This window comes from Pseudomonas caspiana (assembly GCF_040224095.2).
Classification (GTDB): domain Bacteria; phylum Pseudomonadota; class Gammaproteobacteria; order Pseudomonadales; family Pseudomonadaceae; genus Aquipseudomonas; species Aquipseudomonas caspiana.
The window spans coordinates 5549642-5573577 of record NZ_CP167995.1; the positions used below are offsets into that span (position 1 = coordinate 5549642).

Annotated in this window: 19 protein-coding genes; 8 read left to right on the forward strand and 11 right to left on the reverse strand. The window is 58.0% G+C overall.

Translation table 11 applies throughout. From position 1 onward, the window contains the following. Positions 1–133 precede the first annotated feature (133 nt). The 8 genes from ABRP31_RS25000 to ABRP31_RS25035 form a co-directional block, all read right to left on the reverse strand. Positions 134–1753, reverse strand: coding sequence for an AAA family ATPase (locus ABRP31_RS25000; RefSeq protein ID WP_349972190.1), 1620 nt, complete (start codon positions 1751–1753; stop codon positions 134–136). Between the two features lie 9 nt (positions 1754–1762). Further along, positions 1763–2866, reverse strand: a complete 1104-nt coding sequence (gene aroB / locus ABRP31_RS25005) for a 3-dehydroquinate synthase (RefSeq protein ID WP_349972188.1) — start codon at positions 2864–2866, stop codon at positions 1763–1765. A gap of 129 nt (positions 2867–2995) precedes the next feature. After that, positions 2996–3514, reverse strand: coding sequence for a shikimate kinase AroK (aroK, locus tag ABRP31_RS25010; protein ID WP_087271137.1), 519 nt, complete (start codon positions 3512–3514; stop codon positions 2996–2998). 4 nt (positions 3515–3518) lie between these two features. After that, entirely contained in the window at positions 3519–5621 is a 2103-nt protein-coding gene (gene pilQ / locus ABRP31_RS25015; protein WP_349972186.1) for a type IV pilus secretin PilQ, read from the reverse strand. Positions 5622–5677: 56 nt separating this feature from the next. Beyond that, a complete protein-coding gene (gene pilP / locus ABRP31_RS25020; RefSeq protein ID WP_087271131.1) occupies positions 5678–6205 on the reverse strand; it encodes a type 4a pilus biogenesis lipoprotein PilP in 528 nt (175 codons plus the stop codon). Continuing rightward, entirely contained in the window at positions 6202–6825 is a 624-nt protein-coding gene (pilO, locus tag ABRP31_RS25025; RefSeq protein ID WP_349972185.1) for a type 4a pilus biogenesis protein PilO, read from the reverse strand. The genes pilP and pilO overlap by 4 nt, the downstream gene beginning before the upstream one ends. Continuing rightward, positions 6822–7388: a PilN domain-containing protein gene (locus ABRP31_RS25030; protein ID WP_349972184.1), complete on the reverse strand. Its 567-nt coding sequence runs from the start codon at positions 7386–7388 to the stop codon at positions 6822–6824. Before ABRP31_RS25030 ends, pilO begins: the two co-directional genes overlap by 4 nt. Beyond that, positions 7388–8452: a pilus assembly protein PilM gene (locus ABRP31_RS25035; protein WP_087271122.1), complete on the reverse strand. Its 1065-nt coding sequence runs from the start codon at positions 8450–8452 to the stop codon at positions 7388–7390. The genes ABRP31_RS25030 and ABRP31_RS25035 overlap by 1 nt, the downstream gene beginning before the upstream one ends. Before the next feature lie 211 nt (positions 8453–8663). On the opposite strand from ABRP31_RS25035, the gene ABRP31_RS25040 reads away from it, so the two are divergent. Beyond that, complete coding sequence (locus ABRP31_RS25040; protein WP_372489476.1) at positions 8664–11120, forward strand: penicillin-binding protein 1A; 2457 nt, start codon at positions 8664–8666, stop codon at positions 11118–11120. Positions 11121–11294: 174 nt separating this feature from the next. Here ABRP31_RS25040 and ABRP31_RS25045 read toward each other — a convergent pair whose 3' ends face one another. The 3 genes from ABRP31_RS25045 to rpmE form a co-directional block, all read right to left on the reverse strand. Further along, a complete protein-coding gene (locus tag ABRP31_RS25045; protein WP_027901987.1) occupies positions 11295–12563 on the reverse strand; it encodes a malic enzyme-like NAD(P)-binding protein in 1269 nt (422 codons plus the stop codon). Between the two features lie 293 nt (positions 12564–12856). Beyond that, positions 12857–13660 carry a thermonuclease family protein gene (locus ABRP31_RS25050; RefSeq protein ID WP_349972181.1) on the reverse strand — a complete coding sequence of 268 codons (804 nt, stop codon included), beginning with the start codon at positions 13658–13660 and terminating at the stop codon, positions 12857–12859. Between the two features lie 23 nt (positions 13661–13683). Next, positions 13684–13911, reverse strand: a complete 228-nt coding sequence (gene rpmE / locus ABRP31_RS25055) for a 50S ribosomal protein L31 (RefSeq protein ID WP_087271113.1) — start codon at positions 13909–13911, stop codon at positions 13684–13686. 166 nt (positions 13912–14077) lie between these two features. Between rpmE and ABRP31_RS25060 the strand changes: the two genes are divergently transcribed. From ABRP31_RS25060 to phaC, 7 genes are all read left to right on the forward strand, one after another. Beyond that, positions 14078–16297: a primosomal protein N' gene (locus tag ABRP31_RS25060; protein ID WP_349972180.1), complete on the forward strand. Its 2220-nt coding sequence runs from the start codon at positions 14078–14080 to the stop codon at positions 16295–16297. 236 nt (positions 16298–16533) lie between these two features. Then, entirely contained in the window at positions 16534–18270 is a 1737-nt protein-coding gene (gene argS, locus ABRP31_RS25065; protein ID WP_349972179.1) for an arginine--tRNA ligase, read from the forward strand. Between the two features lies 1 nt (position 18271). Further along, on the forward strand, positions 18272–18952 hold the full coding sequence (locus tag ABRP31_RS25070) for an SPOR domain-containing protein (RefSeq protein WP_087271104.1): 681 nt from the start codon (positions 18272–18274) through the stop codon (positions 18950–18952). A gap of 385 nt (positions 18953–19337) precedes the next feature. Next, positions 19338–19868 (forward strand): ATP-dependent protease subunit HslV, encoded by a 531-nt coding sequence (gene hslV, locus ABRP31_RS25075; protein ID WP_027901992.1) that lies wholly within the window; start codon positions 19338–19340, stop codon positions 19866–19868. 68 nt (positions 19869–19936) lie between these two features. Next, positions 19937–21274: an HslU--HslV peptidase ATPase subunit gene (gene hslU / locus ABRP31_RS25080; RefSeq protein ID WP_349972178.1), complete on the forward strand. Its 1338-nt coding sequence runs from the start codon at positions 19937–19939 to the stop codon at positions 21272–21274. Between the two features lie 136 nt (positions 21275–21410). Beyond that, complete coding sequence (locus ABRP31_RS25085; RefSeq protein ID WP_087274399.1) at positions 21411–21788, forward strand: gamma-butyrobetaine hydroxylase-like domain-containing protein; 378 nt, start codon at positions 21411–21413, stop codon at positions 21786–21788. A gap of 339 nt (positions 21789–22127) precedes the next feature. Then, positions 22128–23807, forward strand: a complete 1680-nt coding sequence (gene phaC / locus ABRP31_RS25090) for a class II poly(R)-hydroxyalkanoic acid synthase (RefSeq protein ID WP_087274401.1) — start codon at positions 22128–22130, stop codon at positions 23805–23807. Positions 23808–23936: the final 129 nt, after the last annotated feature.

The window sequence follows — 23936 nt, forward strand, 5'->3', positions numbered from 1 at the left end:
ATCTGACCAGAAGCGCACTGATTGTCAAAGGTGTCTGTAATGCAGACACCACAAGGCGCGCTGCCCATTGGCAGCACGCTCGAGGGTTGAATCAGGTTGCTGGGTGAGCGGCCTGGATAAGGCCGCTGCGACTTCAGCGGGCTGCGCCGAGTTCCTGTTGGATACTGGCGACAGTACGAGGCCAAGGTTTACCAGCCTGAACCTTCGCTGGCAATACCTTGATGGCTGCAAGTGCAGCTGCGCGGTCAGAGAAGTTGCCGTAGGTGATCACATACAGCGGCTTGCCCTGAAGCGTTTTCTTGAAATAACGGTACTCACCACCTTGCTCTGCAACGAACGCCTGAGCGGTGCTTTCAGAGCTGGTACCCAGAATCTGCACCACGTAACGACCGGGTGCCTGGGCGCTGTACCAGCTGCCACCGGCAGCAGGTTTTGCAGCAGCGGCCGGTGCAGTCTTGGCGGTGGCTACTTGCGCTGGAGCCTGAGCAGGCGCTGCTGGCTTCGGAGCGGTCGCAGCAGGTGCGGCTGGCTTCGGAGCGGTTGCTGCCGCTGGCGGGGCTATGGAAGAACGAGGTGTCGACGGCGCGGCACCGGCTGGAACACCCGCAGGTGGCGCAGTAGTGGTCACGGTAGGCGGCTGATCAACGGAACCGACCGGCACGCCATCGTCTTCGCCATCACCCGAGCCAGCCGCTTCAGCCAGCGGACCGCGCATTACCGGCTGCGAGTTACCGACCAACGGCAACGGCATAGGCTGCGAATTACCCGCGAATTCGATGGCCGGGCCACCATTGTTGGACTGTTGAGCGCTAGGCTGCCCCTGCCCCAGAGGCAATTGCGCCTGAGAGTTGGCAGACTGCGTCGCTGGGGCGCTGGAGTTGCCGCCACGGCCAGGAATCAGCACTGCTGCCAACACCCCGACTGCAACCACAGCACCCAGTGCCAGTACATATTTCTTCGGCATTTTAAATCCCACACTTGGGCGCTTGACCGCCGAACGGCTGGCGATCATCGCCTCGATCATTGAGTCCCGGGCAACCTGATTGATAGCTCCAGGCCATCCACCGGAATGCTCGTGAATATCGGTTATCTGCTCGGCCGTGAACAATTCGATGCCTTGTCCGGCACCTTCCAGTCGTTGCTCCAGATATTCCCGTGTTTCATCTTCCGTGTAAGGTGCCAGCTCGATGACGTGATAGCGCTCGCCCTCGGTTTCGGCTTCAGCAAACAACTGATCGAGTCGATCAATCAGCGAGGCTTCACCGAACAGGAATACATGCGGACGCCCCTCAGGGCTTCCATCGGCCAGACCAAGCAGTGCTTCGATTGCGGATTCGCCCAGTTGTTCGGCATCGTCCACTAACAAATAGACTTCCTGACCGGTCAGGGCCAATTGCACGATCTGGCCGAGAATGGCTTGTATCTCTGGCTGGGCGACATTCAGCGCCTGAGCGACCTGACGCAGCAGACCTGCCGCATCAGTGGCTCCGCGCGCTGAAATCACTACGCTCTGGACCGATTGCTTGTTGGTGCTGGCAACCAGTGCCTGACGCAACAAGGTCTTACCGCTGCCATTTGGCCCGGTGACTACCAGCAATAGCTGGCTGTAACGCGCCAGATGGTGCAGTTGTCCCAACACCGGCTTACGCTGGGCAGGGAAGAATTTGAAGCCAGGTACCCGCGCTGCGAAGGGGTCATGACTCAACTGATAATGGCCGAGAAAGGCCTCGTCGGCGTGCAAACTACTCGTCATGGATTTTCATTAACCTCTGAGCTGATCCACGAGGGCGCGGTAATCCGCCGCCAGCGTGGCCTGTAATACTTCTTTTGGATATTCGTCGGTGATCACTGCTTCGCCCATGCGGCTCAACAGGACCAGACGCATACGACCATCCAGGACTTTTTTGTCGACAGCCATGTGTTCAAGGAAATGCTCCGGCGTCATCTCCTGAGGCGGCACCACCGGCAAACCGGCGCGCTGAAGCAGACGAATACCGCGATTGCGCTCCTGTTCGCTGATCCAGCCCAGACGGCAAGACATTTCCAGTGCCATGGCGGTGCCAGCACCTACCGCCTCACCATGCAGCCAGACGCCATAACCCATATGGGTCTCGATGGCATGCCCGAAGGTGTGGCCGAGGTTGAGCGTGGCCCGCACGCCGGTTTCCCGCTCATCAGCGCCGACGATCAAGGCCTTTGCGGCGCAGGAGCGCTCGATGGCAACCGTCAACGCAGCCTGATCCAGCCCACGCAACAGATCGATGTTTTCTTCAAGCCAGGTCAGGAACGGCTCATCACTGATCAGGCCGTACTTGATGACTTCGGCAAGACCCGCCGAAAGCTCGCGCTCCGGCAGAGTGTTGAGGCTGGTCGTATCGATCAGCACAACGCTCGGCTGATAGAACGCGCCGATCATGTTTTTGCCAAGCGGATGGTTGATCCCGGTCTTGCCACCCACCGACGAGTCGACCTGGGACAGCAGGGTAGTCGGGATCTGGATGAAATTCACGCCGCGCTGATAGCAGGCGGCCGCAAAACCGGCCATGTCGCCGATCACACCTCCACCGAGCGCAATCACTGTGGTGCGCCGATCATGACGGGCACCCAGCAGGCCATCGAAAATGGTTTGCAGCGTTTCCCAATTCTTGAAAGCTTCGCCGTCAGGGAGGATGACGGGCAATACGTTATAGCCAGCCAGAGTACGGGTCAGTCGCTCAAGGTAAAGAGGTGCGACAGTGGAGTTGGAGACAATCGCCACCTGCCGTCCGACGATATGCGGAGCCAGTAAATCCAAACGATCCAGCAAGCCTTCGCCAATATGAATCGGGTAGCTGCGCTCGCCAAGCTCGACCTTAAGTGTCTGCATGTGTCCCCACGATGATTACCGAATACGTCTTCGCAAGCGCTTGTTGGCGCTCACGCAAAATGTGGCTCAAGGCTGTGCCTCGTCCTGTTTTTTATTGGTCGCCGAGGATAGCGCATTTCTGCCTGGGCTTTAACGGGGAGGAAGCTCCGCCAGGCGCGCAAGGATATCAAGAACCACCATTCGTGGCGGCCGCTCATCGGTTTCAACCACCAGATCGGCGATCTCCCGATAAAGCGGGTCGCGCATCTCCAGCAGATCGCGCAAAACCTTGGCCGGGTCAGCGGTACGCAATAACGGACGGTTACGGTCGCGGGCCGTACGTCCCACTTGCTGCTCTACCGAAGCATGCAGATAAACCACGCGGCCACCCTGATGCAGGGCCTGACGGTTTTCACTGCGCATGACCGCGCCACCGCCTGTCGCGAGGACAATTCCATCCACGCTGCACAGCTCGGCAATCATGGCCTGCTCGCGATCACGGAAGCCTGGCTCGCCTTCCTTATCGAAAATCCACGGGATATTGGCGCCCGTGCGCAGTTCAATTTCCTTGTCGGAATCCTTGAACGGCAGGCGTAGCTCTTTGGCCAGCAAACGGCCGATGGTGCTTTTACCAGCCCCCATCGGCCCTACAAGTATTAAATTTCGCACAGAATCAACGACTCACAGCAATCGCCTGGTTGTTCATGATACGCGGAGTGAGGAACACCAGCAGCTCGGATTTTGCCTCCGAGACCACATCGCGCCGGAAAAGGCGGCCAACATACGGCACATCGCCGAGAAATGGCACCTTATCGACAACTTTACTTTGCGTATTGGAGAACACACCACCGATCACGATGGTTTCGCCGTCGGCAACCAGCACCTTGGCGTTGACTTCGTTTTTGCGAATGGGCGGTACACCGAGCACGGTATTGAGGTAATCCGGCTCATCCTTGGTGACTTTGACTTCCATGATGATGCGATTGTCCGGGGTGATCTGCGGAGTAACCTCCAACGACAGCGAAGCCTCTTTGAAGGACACGGTGGTTGCACCACTGGAGCTGGACTCCTGATAAGGAATCTCGGTGCCTTTCAGAATTTTCGCGGTCTCCTTGTCGGAGGTGACGACCTTGGGCTGAGAGACGATCTCGCCGTTACCGGTCCGTTCCATGGCGCTCAGCTCAAGGTCCAGCAACGTGTTATTGGTCATGAACGCGATACCAATACCAGACGTAGCGTCCGCCGCGCCCAGGTCGACGAACGGCACGTTGGAGGTCAGTGCGTCACCGGTGTTGCCCGCCTCGTCGCCGTTGTCGTCCAGACCGTAACCACTCCACTTGTGATTGTTGTTGCGGTTGGTGTCACCCGCCCAGCGAACCCCAAGTGCTTTGTCGTAACCCACGTTGGCCTCAACGATACGTGCCTCGATCATCACCTGACGCACCGGAATATCCAGTTGGGAAACGATGCGGCGCAGCTCGTCCAGACGATCCTGAGTCTGGTAGGCAATGATGTTGTTGGTACGCTCATCCACCGTGATCGAGCCACGCTCATCGACTTTGGACTCGGCACTGGTCACCGACTGGAACAGCTTGGCAATGTCCGCCGCTTTGGCGTAGTTGACTTGCAGCAATTCGCGGCGCAGTGGTGCCAGCTCGGCGATCTGCTTGAGAGATTCCAGCTCCTGACGCTCACGGGCGGCAATTTCGTCGGCAGGTGCCACCAGCAACACATTGCCAATCTTGCGCTTGTCCAGGCCTTTGGTTTTCAACACCAGATCCAGCGCTTGATCCCAAGGCACGTTCTGCAGACGCAAGGTAATGCCGCCCTGAACCGTGTCGCTGGCGACCAGGTTGAGGCTGGTGAAATCGGCGATCAGCTGCAGCACCGAACGCACGTCGATGTCCTGAAAGTTGAGCGACAGTTTTTCACCGGTGTAGACCAGTTTCTCCGCGTTGCGGCGATCCAGATCTTCATTGGTCAAGGGGCGCACGCTAATGGTTAGCTTGCCTTCGGTCTGATAGGCCGAGTAGTCAAAGGCCCCGGAAGGCTCGATGGTGATACTGGCCTTATCACCCGTAGCACTGGCGTTGACGAACTGCACCGGGGTGGCGAAATCCTTGACGTCCAGTCGCACCCGCAGTTTCTCAGGTAATTGAGTCTTCGCAAAATCGACACGAATCCTGCCGCCCTGCTCCTGAATATCTGGGGCGACACCGGGATCAGTCAAATCGATGATCACATTCCCTTCACCCAACTCGCCTCGCTGAAAATCAACGTTCCTGATCGCCTTGCCTACAGGCGCGTAGGCCTTGGGCTTTGCCGGAGCTGGTGGTGGCACGGCAACCCGCGCGGCGCCCAGCGCAGTGGTCGGCTGCGATGCCTGAGCCGCTGCGGCCCCCTGACCGATCACGACAAACAGATTATTGCCATCAACACGCGAGCTGTAGGGCGCCAGGGTCGTCATATTGATAATGATCCGAGTACGATCCTTGGCTTCGACCACGACCACACTGCGAGCATTGCCACTGCCCAACTCACGGCTTTTGGTCGCCAGCTGACTGCTCACGCCGGGCAAGTCCAGCGCGATGCGCGCCGGTTGTTCCGTGGTATAGCCCTTCGGAGCAGGTACCGGAGCGTCAAAGGTCAGCTTCAGCTCGATCCGGTCTCCAGGCAACGCTGCCACATCCAGTGTTTTGAGAGTGGCGGCCTGAAGAATCGGCGAAATCATCGCAATCCATAGCGATACACCGATAGTTGAAAGAATCCTGGTCATGATCATTTTCCGTCCTGCGAACCCGAGGGTGTTTTGCATGCTTGGCTGTGCCCGTTTCATGAGCGTTCTTTCAGGGAAATACTGCGCGGCCTTTCCAACCATGCCCCCTCTCCATCAGGAACTATTTCTACGACATCAACGCGGGATTCATCGACTGAGACAATCCGGCCATTGTTACGCCCCAGATAATCACCGACTTTTACCCGATACACGCCGCCAGCCCCTTTGAGCAAAGCAAATGTCCCGGAGTCGTTGCCCATGGTGCCGACCATTTCAAAAGCCTCGATGTTGAAACCTTCCAGGAACTGCCTTGGCCGGGTTTCATCCGGCGCCACCAATCTTGAACCTTTCTGACGATTGACCAAATCAGCCTTGACCGGCGGTTGAAACGGGCTGCGCATATTCGCAGCGTTATAAGTAAACGCTTCATACGGGCGAAACTTTGGCAGCGGCTCAATCGTGCCTGTCGGCCGTGCACGCGCTTCATCCATAAAGCTGGTCAGGTCGGTAAACGTCGAGTCATCGTTACAACCGGCCAGACTGATCAACGCCACACTGGCGCACAACAATCTCGCCAGCCTCATTTCTTCAGCCCTTCATCGTTGTAGCGATAGGTTTTGGCCAGAATATTCATGCGCAGCCTGGACGGGTTGGAAGCTTCCAGAGGTTTGATCTCGAAATCGTGCAAGGTAACGATCCGCGGCAGACTGGCGACACCGCTGACAAAGGTTGCCAGGTCGTGATACGCGCCAACCACGGTAATTTGTATCGGCAATTCGATGTAAAACTGCTGGGCAGCCTCGGGCAGTAACTTGATTTCTTCGAACTCCAGCCCGCTACCCAACCCTGTCCGGGTGATGTCCTCCAGCAAGCCTGGTACTTCGGTATCGCTCGGCAACTGCCGCAACAACGCGCCGAAGGTATTTTCCATTTCGGTCATCTGCACCTTATAAGGCTGCAGGTTCGCGGCCTGGAACGCCTTGTTGGTGAACTGCTCCTTGAGCGTACCTTCATTGGCTCGGGCGGCAGCGAGCTGACTCTCCAGATCCTGGATGTAGAAAAAGTACCCCAGAGCAAGCACTAACACCGCCAGCAACGCACCCGCTACGACCTTGACCGCAGCGGGCCACGAGCCAAGGTTGTTGACGTCCAGATCGCCAAGATCGATCCGGCGCAGACCTTCCAGCGTCTCGGAAAGATTCATGGTTTGGCTCCATCAAGGTTCGGCTGGGTCTGGCGTACCGTTAACTGAAAGATGTTGGCCTGATCCAGCGCACCTGCGGTCGTTGCCTTGACCTCGGTCAGGCTTGGCGCTTCGAACCAGTCAGAGGCATCAAGGTTACGCATCAAGTCTGAAACGCGATTGTTCGACTCCGCCGCCCCGGTGATGCTGATGAGGTTGTCGACCATCTTCACATCCGAGAAATACACGCCGTCCGGCAGGGTTCGCGCCATCTGGTCAAACACCCGGCCAATAATCGGGCGATTGCCTTGCAAGTCCTGGATGATTTTCATCCGCTCGAGCAGTTGCTTGCGACGGGCTCGCAGATCGCTGATCTCCTTGATGCGCTCGTCGAGTTGCACCACTTCTTGCTGGATAAACGCATTGCGCGCAGCCTGATGAGTAATTGCGCTGCTCAAATATTGATCAACCATGAACAACGCACCCACTGAGGCGACAAACACGCCAGCCAGCGATATCAGGAAACGTTTCTTGCGCTCTTCGCGAAGCTGTTCACGCCAAGGGAGAAGGTTAATCCGTGCCATCAGTCAAAGCTCCTCAGGGCCAGACCGCATGCGATCATCAACGCTGGAGCATCAGTGGCCAACGCACCGGCATTGACCTTGGCGCCAAGAGCCATGTCCGCAAACGGGTTGGCGACCAGCGTCGGCGTGCCGATACGCTGCTGAACCAGATTATCCAGCCCGGAAACGGATGCGGTACCACCGGCCAGCATGATGTAGTCCACCGCACTGTATTGCCCTGCCGCGAAAAAAAACTGCAAGGATCGGGAAACCTGCTGCACCACGGCGTCCTTGAACGGCTGCAACACTTCGGATAAATAATCATCCGGCAGACCGCCCTGCTTCTTCGCCAGACCGGCCTCTTCCACAGAGAGGCCATAGCGGCGCTGGATTTCTTCGGTGAGCTGACGCCCGCCGAACAGCTGTTCGCGGGTATAGATGATGCGGCCGTTGTGCAGCACGCTGAGGGTCGTCATGGTTGCGCCGATATCGACAATTGCAACGGTCAGTTGGTCATGACCATTACCCAACTGTGCCGACAGCAATCCGAATGCGCGCTCCAGGGCATAAGCCTCCACGTCAACAACCCGTGCACTAAGCCCCGCCAGCGCCAAAGCTGCTTCGCGCACCTCGACGTTTTCTTTGCGGCAGGCAGCAAGCAAGACCTCAACACGCTCAGGGTTGCGCAGCGAATATCCCTGGACCTCGAAATCGATGGCGACCTCTTCCAGCGGATAAGGAATGTATTGATCGGCCTCGATCTTCAGCTGGTTCTCCATGTCATCATCCGACAGGCCAGCGTCCATCTCGATGGTCTTGGTGATCACCGCCGAACCGGCCACGGCAACCGCCACAGATTTGACGCTTGTGCGAGCCTTGACCAAGACACGCGTCAGCGCATTGCCGACCCCTTCAAGCTCGGCAATGTTCTTCTCAATCACAGCGTTCGCGGGAAGTGGCTCAACCGCGTAAGACTCGACCTTGTAGCGCGTGCCGGAACGACTCAATTCAAGGAGTTTCACCGATGTAGAGCTAATATCGATCCCTAGAAGGGTGTTGGCCTTCTTACTGAAGAGTTCGAACACAACCTGTTCCCTATGAGTTTCCGTCACTTACGGATTATTTGTTGTCCAACGCCACTGTCGGCAATCCTGACAGTAGCGCAAATAACGCTCGGAGACGAAAAATGCTTATAATGCCGAGCGCTTTTTTCGTATAACCAAGCTTCAAGGCGTGTCTATTTGTTAATGCCTGCGCTTAACTCATTCTTTTTATTCTGGAAATCAAAAAGCCTTGATACGCCTGCTGAAGTTTTTCTGGTGGTCTCTCGTCGCCGTATTCTGTGCGCTGCTACTCGGCCTCAGCGGTGCCTTTCTTTATCTGAGCCCGAACCTTCCGTCTGTTGAAGCGCTGCGCAGCATCCAACTGCAAATACCTCTGCGCGTCTACAGCAGCGATGGCAAGTTGATTGCGGAGTTTGGCGAAATGCGCCGCACCCCTATCCGCTTCGCCGAGATTCCGCCGAACTTCATCAACGCCCTGCTCTCTGCCGAAGACGACAATTTCGCCAATCACTACGGGGTCGATCCCGGCAGTTTGATGCGCGCAGCTTCGCAGCTGGTTAAAAGCGGCCATATTCAGTCGGGCGGCAGCACCATCACCATGCAGGTGGCAAAGAACTATTTTCTGACGAGTGAACGCAGTTTTTCGCGCAAAACCACCGAGATCCTTCTTGCTCTGCAAATTGAGCGCCAACTGACCAAAGACGAAATTCTTGAGCTTTACGTCAACAAGATCTACCTGGGCAACAGAGCCTACGGGATCGAAGCGGCGGCTCAAGTGTATTACGGCAAATCCATCCGTGACGTAAGTCTTGCGCAAATGGCGATGATTGCCGGCCTGCCTAAAGCACCTTCGCGCTTCAACCCGCTCGCCAACCCGACACGCGCCAAAGAGCGTCGCGACTGGATTCTGGGCCGCATGTACAAGCTGGGCAAAATCGACCAGAGCGCCTATCAAGCCGCGCTCAGCGAGCCACTCAACGCCAGCTATCACGTGCCTACACCTGAAGTTAACGCACCTTATATTGCCGAGATGGCTCGCGCAGAAATGGTTGGCCGCTATGGCAGCGACGCTTACACAGAAGGCTTCCGCGTTACCACGACGGTACCGAGCGATCTTCAGGAGCACGCCAATACAGCAGTTCAGGAAGGCCTGATCGAATATGACCAGCGCCATGGTTATCGCGGCCCTGAAAGCCGCTTCCCGGGTATGACCCGCGAAGGCTGGGCACAAGAGCTGACTAAACAGCGGCCAATCAGCGGCCTGGAGCCAGCGATTGTTACCCAGGTCGACAAGACCGGCGTGCGCGTCCTGACCCGTAATGGCGAAAAGGAAGAAACCGTCGACTGGGCGAGCATGAAGTGGGCACGTCCTTATCTGAATACCAACAGCCTGGGCGCAAATCCGAAGCAACCTGCTGACGTAGCGCGTGTTGGCGACCTGATTCGCGTGCAGCGTCAGGAAAATGGCTCGATCAAATTCAGTCAGATACCGGCAGCACAAAGCGCACTGGTTTCACTTGATCCACAGAACGGTGCAATTCGCGCGCTGGTCGGCGGCTTTGCCTTCGAACAGAGCAACTACAACCGCGCCCTGCAAGCCAAGCGTCAGCCAGGTTCGAGCTTCAAGCCGTTCCTGTACAGCGCAGCACTGGACAATGGCTATACCGCGTCGAGCCTGGTAAACGATGCGCCGATCGTTTTTGTTGATGAGTATCTGGACAAGGTGTGGCGTCCGAAAAACGACACCAATACTTTCCTCGGTCCGATCCGCCTGCGTGAAGCGCTGTACAAGTCGCGCAACCTGGTATCGATCCGCCTGCTGCAACAGTTGGGCATCGACACCTCGATCGACTACATCACGCGCTTTGGCTTCAACAAGAGCGATCTGCCGCGCAACCTGTCACTGGCGCTGGGCACCGCGACTCTGACCCCGATGGAAATCGTCACCGGCTGGTCTGCGTTCGCCAACGGCGGCTACAAGATCAACCCGTATCTGATTCAGAACATTGAAAGCCGTGATGGCGTGACACTGTTCCAGGCGAATCCGCCGAGCGTTCCCGCTGTCGACAGTCAGCCCGTGCCCAATACAAATACGGTAGCAGTGCCCAATGGCCCAGCGCTGATCACCTCCTCGACCGAAGGCCCGGCACAGCCTGCTGCGCCGGTTGATCCTCAGGCACCGGCCATTGCCCCTCGCATTGTTGATGGGCGTACCACGTTCATCCTCAACAGCATGCTGCAGGACGTTATCAAGCGCGGCACAGGCCGCCGGGCCTTGGCAATGAATCGTCCGGACATCGCTGGCAAGACCGGTACGACCAACGAATCCAAGGATGCCTGGTTCACTGGCTACAACGCAGATTATGTGACCACCGTCTGGACAGGCTTCGATCAACCCGAAAGCCTGGGCCGTCATGAGTTTGGCGGCACCGTTGCCCTGCCAATCTGGATGAACTACATGAGTGCTGCGCTCAAAGACAAGCCTCCGCATCAGCAAGCTGAACCAGACGGCATCCTGAGCTTGAGGGTTGATCCGATCAGCGGCCGGGCAGCGACGCCGAGCACACCTAACGCATTCTTCGAGCTGTTCAAAAGCGAAGATACGCCACCAAGCGTCAACGAGCTGGGCGGTCAGGCACCGGGCAGCCCGCTGCCAGCGGATGAGTCGGCGCCGATCGACTTGTTCTGACCTGCGCCATCGGTCATCGCTGCCTCGCGTTGCTCATGAGCCCCTACAGGATGTTGTAGGAGCTCATGAGCAACGCGAGGCAGCGATTGGGTCCAACGCCAGATCAAGATCAAATCATCACCCACAAAAAAACCCTGCATCTCAGCAGGGTTTTTTGTGCATCTGAATCAGCGATTAGCCGTTGAAAACGTCATCAACGCTGGTCAGCGGGTAGTGCTTTGGATACGGCAGGGTTGCAACGCCGCTTTCGATGGCTGCTTTGGCAACGGCATCAGCGATCAAGCCCAGCAGACGGGTGTCCATTGGTTTCGGGATGATGTACTCACGACCGAACTCCAGCTTGATACCGCCATAGGCGTCGCACACTTCCTGAGGCACTGGCAGTTTAGCCAGTTCACGCAGGGCGTTAGCCGCGGCGATCTTCATTTCTTCGTTGATGCGCTTGGCACGAACGTCCAGAGCACCACGGAAGATGAACGGGAAGCCCAGTACGTTGTTGACCTGGTTCGGGTAGTCGGAACGACCAGTCGCCATGATCACGTCGCTACGAGTAGCGTGAGCCAGCTCTGGGGAGATTTCCGGATCAGGGTTCGAGCATGCGAACACGATCGGATCCTTGGCCATGGACTTCAGACCTTCAGCGCTCAGCAGGTTCGGGCCAGACAGACCCACGAACACGTCTGCGCCGTCGAGCGCGTCAGCCAGTGTGCGTTTTTCGGTCGCGTGAGCGAATACCGCTTTGTACTGGTTCAGATCGGTACGGCCGGAGTGGATCACGCCGGAACGGTCGATCATGAAGATGTTTTCAATCTTCGCGCCCATGCTCACCAGCAATTTCATGCAGGAGATGGCCGCAGCGCCAGCCCCCAGGCAGACGATCTTGGCGTCAGCGAGGTTCTTGCCGACGATTTCCAGTGCGTTGATCATGCCGGCCGCGGTAACAATCGCGGTACCGTGCTGGTCATCGTGGAAAACCGGGATGTCGCATTGTTCGATCAGCGCTTTCTCGATCTCAAAGCATTCAGGCGCCTTGATGTCTTCGAGGTTGATACCGCCGAAGGTGATGGAGATGCGCTTTACAGTGTCGATGAAAGCTTGCGGGCTTTCGGAATCCACTTCGATATCGAAAACGTCGATACCGGCGAAACGCTTGAACAGAACACCCTTGCCTTCCATCACTGGCTTGGAAGCCAATGGACCCAGATCACCCAGGCCAAGGATCGCGGTACCGTCGGAAATAACTGCTACCAGGTTGCCTTTGCCGGTGTACTTGTAAGCCAGCTCAGGGTCACGGGCGATTTCGCGCACAGGCTCAGCAACGCCAGGGCTGTAAGCCAGGGCCAGATCGCGAGCAGTTGCGGTAGGCTTGGTCAGTTCTACGCTCAGTTTCCCCGGGCGAGGATTGGCGTGATATTCAAGCGCAGCAGTTTTCAAATCAGACATGTGGGCATTCCGCTTTTTTTTACTGTGGGACAGACGGACCGCCGAGGATACGCAAGATGCAAAGTCCTAACAAGACTGGCCAGTCACAACTGTCAATAGGCGGGGACTAAGACTTTACGCTTAGAGCGGAGGAGTTGCATCAGGGGAAAGGGTTTGTAGGAGCTGCCGAAGGCTGCGATTGCGGTGTGCCAGGATAAACGCTTCGCAGCCTTCGGCAGCTCCTACAGAAAATGCATTCCAATCCATTAGTTTGCGTGTTGTTTGATGGAGGCGCGCTCCTACACATCTGTCTGTCAGGGGATCGATGAATCAAGCATCGCCGGATGGGTAATGGGCATCATCCAGCGCGCCTGTCCGTCCTTGAGACCGCCCCGTCGGGAGCGATCAACGATCCAGCCACGCGCCTCGATGCGCTGGCCCTTCAGGCGACTCAGCTGCTTTACATCGAACTGGCTGACCAGATCAGGGGCGATACGCAGCACCAGTGAGCCCTGCAATTCGATCCAGACGCCACCGCCATTGCGCTGCACATCAACGATCTGCCCGGACACCAAGGCAAAGCCACCCTTGTCGATCTGCGCGGCGGGCTGTACCGGCGAATCACGCCACAGACCAAGCCTGGCGTCGCGAGCGATGCGCTCAGCCGCTTGCTGGCAATCCACCAGCGCCACATTCGGCGATACTGCGACCAGATAGCCCAAGCCCTCGCTCAGCAGCTGCGCTTCGAAATTCGCACCGTTGCCCCCATAGACATTGGCCAGCACACGACCGTAGTGATCTTTGCCCTGTTGGCCGACGCGCAACCTGACGGAGCCGTCGCTTTCATCCACCAGCGCTTGCAAGCGGCGCTTGGCAGCCTCGGCAAACGGCTCGGCGGAACGACCTTTCTTGCCCGTCTCGGGAGTATTGAGGCCAACCATGCGTACGTTGCGGCCATCTTTGAGGCGCAGGGTATCGCCATCGACCACACGCTCGACCTGAGCAACCGGGAGCGAGGATGGCGCGGGGCACAGAGCCTGAGCCGCAGGCAGCCAAATCGCGGCCACAAAAAAGGCGCCCACAAGGGACGCCTTTTTTAGCAGCCTGGAGAAATCCATTGGACCTTCCAGAACGACCGACCTTACTGAGCAGCAGGCTTGGTCGCGCCGAACGCACCGAAGCGCGACTTGAACTTGTCAACACGGCCGCCAACGTCAAGAGTCTTCTGCTTGCCGGTGTAGAACGGGTGGCACTCGTTGCAAACGTCCAGGCTCAGAGGCTTGGCGAGAGTCGAACGGGTTTTGATGACATTGCCGCAGCTGCAAGTAGCGTCAATGGCTTCGTAAACTGGATGGATATCAGCTTTCATCGGTACTTCCTCGGGCTAGCGTGCCGCCATCCAACACTATTGTTGAATACCGCACGTAAATAGGCCGCGAATATTACCAGACAATCCAGATCACGCAAGCGGGGCTTTACGCCGGTCGTCTGCTAAGATCGCGCATCCGTCACACACCGTAACAGGGAAACCCCGCGTGCCCGACGCCATTCTGCGCCTTGCCCTGCCCTCGCCACTGCGGCGCCTGTTCGACTATCGAGCGCCTGCAGGAGTGCTGCGCAGTGCCTTGCAGCCAGGCATGCGCTTGCGAGTGCCATTCGGCCGCCGGGAAATGATCGGCATCCTGATCGAGATCGCCGATCACAGCGAAGTGCCCGCCGAGAAGCTCAAGCCCGCCATCGCCCTGCTCGATGAACAAGCGCCGCTGCCTCCAGCGCTGTTCAAATTGTGCCTGTGGACCTCTCAGTATTATCAGCACAGCCTCGGCGACACCTTGAGTTGGGCGCTGCCGGTGCTGCTGCGCCAAGGCGAACCGGCAGAATCGCGTCAGGAACGCTTCTGGCAGGTTGCGCCAAATGCCAGCGTTGACGATCCGCGTATCGCCCGGGCGCCCAAGCAGCGCGAAGCACTGACGACCCTTGCCCAGCACCCGCACGGCGTTGCGCATCAGTTACTGAGCAAGCTGATGCTTAATAAAGAAAGCCTCAACCTGCTGCTGGCTAAAGAGCTGGTGCAAGTTGAAGTGCGCAGTCATGCACCCTCAGCGCGCCATGAACACTGGCTGGCCCAGCCGGAACTGCCACTCAACACTGAACAACGTGCCGCCTGCGAGGCAATTCGCGCCGGGTTCGAAAGCTTCCATGCGTTTCTGCTGGCGGGTGTTACCGGCAGCGGCAAAACCGAAGTCTATTTGCAGTTGATCCGTGAAACCCTGGAAGCCGGGAAACAGGCGCTGGTGCTGATCCCGGAAATTAACCTGGGGCCGCAAACCCTGGCGCGCTTTGAGCAGCGCTTCAACGCACGCATCGCGCTGCTGCATTCGGCGGTCAATGACCGTGATCGGCTGGATGCATGGCTGGCAGCGCGGGATGGCGAAGCCGACATTATTATTGGTACCCGTTCGGCACTGTTCACGCCGATGAAGAATCCCGGTCTGATCATCATCGACGAAGAGCACGACGGCTCTTATAAACAGCAGGAAGGCCTGCGCTATCACGCTCGGGATCTGGCTCTGGTGCGGGCACGCCAGGAAAACATCCCCATTGTGCTCGGCTCAGCCACGCCTTCGCTGGAAAGCCTGCACAACGCCTACACCGGCCGTTACGGCCTGTTGCGCTTGAACCAGCGGGCGGGCGGTGCGCAGCAACCGAAATTCATGCGTCTGGACGTAAAAAGCCGTCCACTGGACAGCGGTATCTCCGGACCGATGCAACAGGCCATCGGCCAGACCCTCGCTGCGGGCCAGCAAGTATTGGTCTTTCTGAACCGACGGGGCTTTGCGCCGACGCTGCTTTGCCACGATTGCGGCTGGCTGTCGGGCTGCCCGCGATGTGATGCGCGGATGACCGTGCATCAACGCTCCGGCGAGTTGCGCTGCCACCACTGTGGTCACGTCGAACGCGTGCCGCGCCAGTGCCCGTCCTGCGGCAAAGTCGATTTGCGTCCGGTTGGCGCAGGCACCGAGCGCGCCGAAGAGCGTCTGGCCATTCTGTTTCCGGATTACCCCGTATTACGGGTTGATCGCGACAGCACCTCGCGCAAAGACGCGATGAATCAACTGTTCGCGACCATTCAGCGCGGCCAGCCTTGCATTCTGGTGGGCACGCAGATGCTCGCCAAAGGGCACCACTTTCCGCGTGTAACGCTGGTGTCGATTCTGGATGCCGACGGAGGCCTGTTTTCCGGAGATTTCCGCGCCAGCGAGCGCATGGCACAGTTGATCGTACAGGTGGCCGGGCGGGCCGGACGAGCTGAAGAACCGGGCCGGGTGATTATCCAGACGCATCTGGCAGACCATCCGCTGCTGATTCAACTCACCGAGCAAGGTTACTTCGCCTTCGCCGAGCAGGCCTTGAGTGAACGCCGCGCTGCGGGCTTGCCGCCTTTTGCGCATCTGGCGCTTTTACGGGCAGAAGCGCATAAACCGGGCCAGGCCGAAGGGTTTCTTGATGAAGCCTGCTCGGTTGCCGAGCAACTGTTGAACGACATGAATCTGGGCGGTATCGAACTGCTCGGCCCGGTTCCAGCACCGATGGAGCGCCGCGCCGGTCGTTATCGAGCGCAATTGCTGCTGCAATCCAGCGCCCGCGCGCCGCTGCATCGGCTGCTTGCTTCCTGGCTATTGGCGCTGGAACAGATGCCGAGTGGCAGGCAGGTCAGGTGGTCGCTGGATGTGGATCCGGTGGATTTGTATTAAACGCGCAAATCCCTTGTGGGAGCTGAGCTTGGTCTGGGCGGCATTCCGACGATAAGGTTGAACGCGGTTCACTTTAGACCCCGGTGTCCTTATCGCGAGCAAGCTCAGCTCCCACAGGGGAAATTTCAGACCGCACATCCAACGCGGTTGGCAAGGTGGCTCCGGCAACGGATAATGCCCAGTTTTTCCACCCGCGCATCCAGGCGCTGCCGCGCTTGCGGTCGAAAGAGAGCACCATGAAAGACACCATTCGCCAGCTGATCCAACAAGCCCTGAGCCAACTCGTCACCGAGGGCGTCTTGCCAGAAGGCCTGTCGCCAGCGATTCAGGTGGAGAATGCCAAGGACAAGACCCACGGCGACTTCGCCAGCAACATCGCCATGATGCTGGCCAAGCCAGCCGGCATGAAACCGCGTGATCTGGCTGAAAAACTGATCGCCGCACTGCCTGCCGACGAGCAGATCAGCAAGGTGGAAATCGCCGGTCCTGGCTTCCTGAATTTCTTCCAGAACACTCAGGCCTTGGCCGCACGTCTTGATGCCGCCCTCTCCGATGCCCAACTGTCGGTCCGCAAAACCGGCCCGGCACAGCGCACAGTAGTCGACCTGTCGGCTCCGAACCTGGCCAAAGAGATGCACGTTGGCCACTTGCGCTCGACCATCATCGGCGACGGCGTTGCCAGCGTTCTGGAGTTTCTGGGCGACACCGTCATCCGCCAGAACCACGTGGGCGACTGGGGGACGCAGTTCGGCATGCTGCTGGCTTACCTGCAAGAGCAGCCAGCTACCAGTGACGAACTGTCGGACCTGGAAGACTTCTACCGCGCGGCGAAAAAACGCTTCGATGAATCCGAAGAGTTCGCCGACCGCGCCCGTGGACTGGTGGTAAGGCTGCAGGCCGGTGACGCCGAATGCCTGAGCCTGTGGACAAAATTCAAAGACATCTCGCTGTCGCACTGCCAGAAAGTCTACGACCTGCTGAACGTCAAACTGACCCCGGCAGACGTGATGGGCGAAAGTGCTTACAACGACGATCTGGCCAACGTAGTTGCCGATCTGAAAGCGACTGGCCTGCTGGTCGAGAGCAACGGCGCACAGTGCGTGTTCCTCGAAGAATTCCGCACCGCAGACGACACCCCGCTGCCGGTCATCGTGCAGAAGGCCGGTGGCGGCTATTTGTATGCGACCACAGATCTGGCAGCGATCCGCTACCGCAGCAAGGTGTTGAAGGCTGATCGCGCCCTGTATTTCGTTGACCAGCGTCAGGCCCTGCACTTCCAGCAAGTCTTTGAAGTGGCACGCCGTGCAGGCTTCGTTCACGAAGGCATGCAACTGGAGCACATGGGCTTCGGCACCATGAACGGCGCCGACGGCCGTCCGTTCAAGACCCGCGACGGCGGCACAGTCAAACTGATCGACCTGCTCGAAGAAGCCAAGGAGCGCGCCTACACCCTGGTGAAGGAAAAGAATCCGGAGCTGCCAGAAGACGAACTGCGCACCATCGCCCAGGCGGTGGGTATCAGTGCGGTGAAGTACGCCGACCTGTCCAAACACCGGGCCAGCGACTACAGCTTCAACTTCGACCAGATGCTCAGCTTCGAAGGCAATACCGCACCGTATTTGCTGTATGCATACACGCGAGTCGCGGGTGTGTTCCGTAAACTCGGTACGCCGTTTGATGCCAGCAAGGGTCAGATCGTCCTTGAAGCACCACAGGAACAGGAACTGGCGGCACGTCTGGCGCAGTTTGGGGAAATCCTCAACAACGTTGCCGAAAAAGGTACGCCTCACGTCCTGTGCGCTTACATTTACGACCTCGCCGGGTTGTTCTCCAGCTTCTACGAGAACTGCCCTATCCTGGCTGCCGATAATGCCGAACAACAGCAGAGCCGTTTGCGCCTTGCTGCATTGACCGGCCGCACCCTCAAGCAAGGCCTGCAACTGTTGGGTCTGGAAACTCTGGAGCGTATGTAAGTTGGCTGCTGCGAAAAAGAAACCTGCTCCCAAGCGCGGCGCCAGCCGTTATCAGGCACCCGCGAAGAAGCCGATTCCTGGATGGCTGTGGCTGGCAATCGGCCTGAGCGTCGGTGCATTTGTCGTCTTTTTGATGAAGCTCGAACCGGGCGGTGATGACATCAAACGGGTCCGGGCCGATGCCAAGGCTGCGAAGATCGCCGAAGCCAACAAGACGCCGCCGAGCCCGACTGCACCGGTGAAGCCCAAGTACGACTTCTACACATTGTTGCCGGAATCGGAAGTCATCGTGCCTAACGAAGCCGTACCTGAGAAAACGCCGCCACCGGTGGTTGCCCCAGTTACGCCCGAGCAGGCAGCGAAGATTGATACCGCACGAGCTCAAGCTGCACTCAGCGGCCTGACGCCTCCGCCAGCTCCGCCCGTGGTCAAACCGGCAGCAGTGACGCAGTTCTTCCTGCAAGCGGGCTCGTTCCGCAAGAAAGAAGACGCCGACAAAGTGCGAGCGCAGATCATTCTGCTCGGCCAGAGCGCTGCCGTTGAATCGGGTACCGTCAAAGAAGAAACCTGGTACCGCGTATTGGTTGGCCCGTTCAGCAACCGCGAACAACTGACCGTTGCCCAGAAACAATTGGCGACCGGTGGTTTTAGTAACTTGTTGTTGCAGCAGCGTAGTAAGTAACAGCCAGACGCAGATCCCAGTGGGCTGGATTCATCCGGGAATGGGCCCCACGTTTAGCACCACCGTGCCTGACACAACGCCTTCGCGAATGAATTCGCTCCCACAGGTCACTGCCGAAATGCTGGCCTGTAGGAGCACCCCCGTCGTCCAGAACCCGCGATGCCGCGCAGCAAACGCGGACCCTGTAGGAGTGAGCTTGCTCGCGATCCGATTTCACGGTCGACGAATTTGTCGCATGAACTGACGCCATCGCGAGCAAGCTCACTCCTACAGTTGTTATGCTCGCCCCTCACCACCACTCATACCCAACGGTTGAAATCCCTTCCCCCACCCCCATATGAGTTTTCACCAGGGCATTTTCGCCCCGCTGTGTGGAGACTCTCCCTTGACCACCATCGTTTCAGTTCGCCGCCACGGCAAAGTCGTCATGGCTGGCGACGGCCAGGTTTCTCTGGGCAACACCGTCATGAAAGGCAACGCCAAGAAAGTGCGTCGTCTGTACCACGGCGAAGTGATTGCCGGTTTCGCTGGCGCTACGGCCGACGCGTTCACTCTTTTCGAACGCTTTGAAGGGCAACTTGAAAAGCACCAAGGTCATCTGGTGCGTGCCGCCGTTGAACTCGCCAAAGACTGGCGGACCGACCGCTCCCTGAGCCGTCTGGAGGCCATGCTGGCCGTCGCCAACAAAGACGCTTCGCTGATCATCACCGGTAACGGTGACGTCGTTGAACCTGAAGATGGCCTGATTGCCATGGGTTCCGGCGGTGCTTTCGCCCAGGCCGCTGCTCGCGCCCTGCTGCAAAAAACCGATCTCTCGGCGCGTGAAATTGCCGAAACCGCATTGCATATCGCGGGCGATATCTGCGTGTTCACCAACCACAACATCACCATTGAGGAGCAGGACCTCGCTGAATAAGTCTCGTACCGGCCGCTGCGACCAGCGGCCTGACAGACCTTGAATCAGCTGGAGGACCGCCAAATACCATGTCAATGACCCCCCGTGAAATTGTCCACGAACTGAACCGCCATATCATCGGCCAGGACGATGCCAAGCGCGCTGTCGCCATCGCCCTGCGTAACCGCTGGCGCCGGATGCAACTGCCGGAAGAATTGCGCGTTGAGGTCACGCCCAAGAATATCTTGATGATCGGCCCGACCGGTGTCGGTAAAACCGAGATCGCCCGTCGTCTGGCCAAGCTGGCCAACGCGCCGTTCATCAAGGTCGAAGCGACCAAATTCACCGAGGTCGGCTATGTCGGCCGCGACGTCGAGTCGATCATTCGTGACCTGGCCGACGCGGCCATCAAGCTGCTGCGCGAACAGGAAATCATCAAGGTTCGCCATCGTGCCGAGGATGCTGCTGAAGACCGCATCCTGGACGCCCTGTTGCCTCCAGCTCGTACGGGCTTTCAGGAAGAAGCCGCGCCGAGCAACGATTCCAACACCCGTCAGCTGTTCCGCAAGCGCTTGCGTGAAGGTCAGCTGGACGACAAGGAAATCGAGATCGAAATCAACGAAGCCGTTGGCGTCGACATTTCCGCGCCGCCGGGCATGGAAGAGATGACCAACCAGTTGCAAAGCCTGTTTGCGAACATGGGCAAGGGCAAGAAAAAGAGCCGCAAGCTCAAGGTCAAGGAAGCCTTCAAGCTGGTGCGTGAAGAAGAAGCCGGTCGCCTCGTCAACGAGGAAGAACTCAAGGCCAAAGCGCTGGAAGCTGTTGAGCAACACGGCATCGTGTTCATCGACGAAATCGACAAGGTCGCCAAGCGCGGCAATGTGGGCGGTGCCGATGTGTCCCGTGAAGGCGTCCAGCGCGACCTGCTGCCGCTGATCGAAGGCTGCACGGTCAACACCAAGCTGGGCATGGTCAAAACCGACCATATCCTGTTCATCGCCTCCGGTGCGTTCCACTTGAGCAAGCCAAGCGATCTGGTACCTGAGCTGCAAGGCCGTCTGCCGATCCGCGTCGAACTCAAGGCGCTGTCGCCGCAGGACTTCGAACGTATCCTCAGCGAACCGCATGCGTCCCTGACCGAGCAATACTGCGCGCTGCTGAAAACCGAAGGTTTGAACATCGCGTTCGAAGCGGACGGCATCAAGCGTCTTGCCGAGATTGCCTGGCAGGTCAACGAAAAGACCGAGAACATTGGTGCCCGTCGCTTGCACACCTTGCTTGAGCGTCTGCTTGAGGAAGTGTCGTTCAGCGCAGGTGATCTGGCCACCGATCCGGACGCAGCGCCGATCCGCATTGATGCCGACTATGTGAACAGTCATCTTGGCGAACTGGCCAAGGATGAAGATCTGTCGCGGTATATCCTTTAACTGAAATGCAGTTACTGTAGGAGCTCACGAGCAACGCGAGGCAGCGATAGCGGTCCATCTGACACACCGCCATCGCTGCCTCGCGTTGCTCGTAAGCTCCTACAGGTACGTTGTATTTCCCACAGGGATTGTATCCATGCCCAAACTCCCAACCGCCATCCAGCTCCACAAAGCCTCGAAAACCCTGACCCTCAAGTACGGGCCGAACGAGGAATACCACTTGCCTGCAGAATTCCTCCGGGTGCACTCGCCGTCTGCGGAGGTTCAAGGCCACGGCAAGCCGATCCTGCAATTTGGCAAGCTGGGGGTGGGCCTGACCAAAGTTGAACCGGCGGGCCAATACGCACTGAAATTGACCTTCGATGACGGTCATGACAGCGGATTGTTCACGTGGGAATACCTCTACGAACTGGCGCAACGTCAGGACGATTTGTGGAACGACTATTTGCTTGAGCTGAAAAACGCAGGCAAATCCCGCGACCCTTCCGAGCAAGTCATCCGGCTGATGCTCTAACCCGCACCACAGAGCCGTCCGGCATTTTAGGACGCGCTTTCTAATTCCTTTTGTTTGAATGTGCCGCGCAGCGGCCAACGACTGGTGCTGCTTGCGATTTTTCGCAATCTCGCGTAACCAATGGTTTTGGCAAGTTCCCTGCATCCTCGAATGCAGTTGAAAGGTGTGCAAGAAGTCGTCGCAAGGAGCGCAATGGTTCACGCATCCACCGCGACGGCTACCTCTTAAGGGATAAGCGGTTTAGCCATCATCGGTCACCCGAGCAGTAGTACCGGCGTCTGCCTGTGTCACTGATTCACAGGGAAGCGGTACTCACCTCAGGACAATGGAGCGTCGTGAATGAGTAGCAGAAACAACGATGACCTGCAGCAACAAGCTTCGGAACACACACTGGGTTTGAACCCGGTCGTCGGCCTGCGGCGCAAGGACTTGCTGACCACAGCCCGCATGGTTCTGCGCCAGGCGTTGAAACAGCCCTTTCATAGCGCTAAACACATCGCGCATTTGAGCGTCGAGCTCAAGAACGTCCTGCTGGGAAAATCAGCCTTGCAGCCAACCCCTGACGACAGGCGCTTCAGCGATCCGGCCTGGAGCCAGAATCCGGTTTATCGCCGTTACTTGCAGACGTATCTGGCTTGGCGTAAAGAACTGCATGACTGGATAGATGACAGCAACCTTGCACCTCAGGAAATCAGCCGCGGGCACTTCGTGATCAATCTGATGACCGAAGCAATGTCGCCCACCAACACCGCTGCCAACCCCGCAGCGATCAAGCGTTTCTTCGAAACCGGCGGTAAAAGCATTCTCGACGGCCTGTCTCATCTCGCCAAGGACCTGGTACACAACGGCGGCATGCCCAGCCAGGTCAACATGGACGCCTTCGAAGTCGGCAAGAGTCTGGGCACCAGCGAAGGCTCGGTGGTGTTTCGCAACGACGTGCTGGAGCTGATTCAGTACAAGCCCATCACCGAACAAGTACATGAGCGACCGCTGCTGGTCGTGCCGCCACAAATCAACAAGTTCTACGTCTTCGACCTGAGCCCGGAAAAAAGCCTGGCGCGTTTCTGCCTGCGCAGTAACGTGCAGACGTTCATTATCAGTTGGCGTAACCCGACCAAGGCCCAGCGTGAATGGGGCCTGTCAACGTACATCGATGCCGTCAAGGAAGCTGTGGACGTGGTGACGGCGATCACCGGCAGCAAAGATATCAATATGCTCGGCGCCTGCTCGGGCGGCATTACCTGCACTGCGCTGCTGGGTCATTACGCGGCACTGGGCGATCAAAAGGTCAACGCCCTGACGTTGCTGGTCAGTGTGCTGGATACTACGCTGGACACCGACGTTGCGTTGTTCGTTGACGAGCAGACTCTGGAGTCGGCCAAGCGCCACTCCTATCAGGCAGGCGTGCTGGAAGGCAGCGACATGGCCAAGGTATTTGCCTGGATGCGTCCCAACGACCTGATCTGGAATTACTGGGTCAACAATTACTTGCTGGGCAACGAACCGCCGGTGTTCGACATCCTTTTCTGGAACAACGACACCACCCGCCTGCCCGCTGCGTTCCATGGCGATCTGATCGAGATGTTCAAGAACAACCCGTTGATCCGCCCCAACGCGCTTGAAGTGTGCGGTACGCCTATCGACCTCAAGCAGGTCACCAGCGATGTGTTTTGCCTGGCCGGAACCAACGATCACATCACGCCTTGGGGCTCCTGCTACAAATCAGCACGACTGTTCGGCGGAAAGACTGAATTTGTTCTGTCCAGCAGTGGCCATATCCAGAGCATTCTCAATCCGCCCGGCAACCCCAAGGCACGTTACATGACCAACAGCGAGTTGCCGGTCGATCCGAAGGTCTGGCAGGAAAACGGCACCAAGCACACTGACTCGTGGTGGTTGCACTGGCAGAACTGGCTGAGCGAACGCTCCGGAAAATTGAAAAAATCTCCTGCGACGCTTGGCAGCAAGGCTTTCCCGGCAGGTGAGGCTTCACCGGGAACCTATGTGCATGAACGCTAAAGGTTGACGCGACGGGTGGAGTCAGGAATGGCTGCCGATGGCCGTTACAAAGGCAGGAGCTATCTCGCGGCAAACAGAAAACCTGTAGGAGCTGCCGAAGGCTGTGAAGCGTTTTCAGTCCCTTTCGCA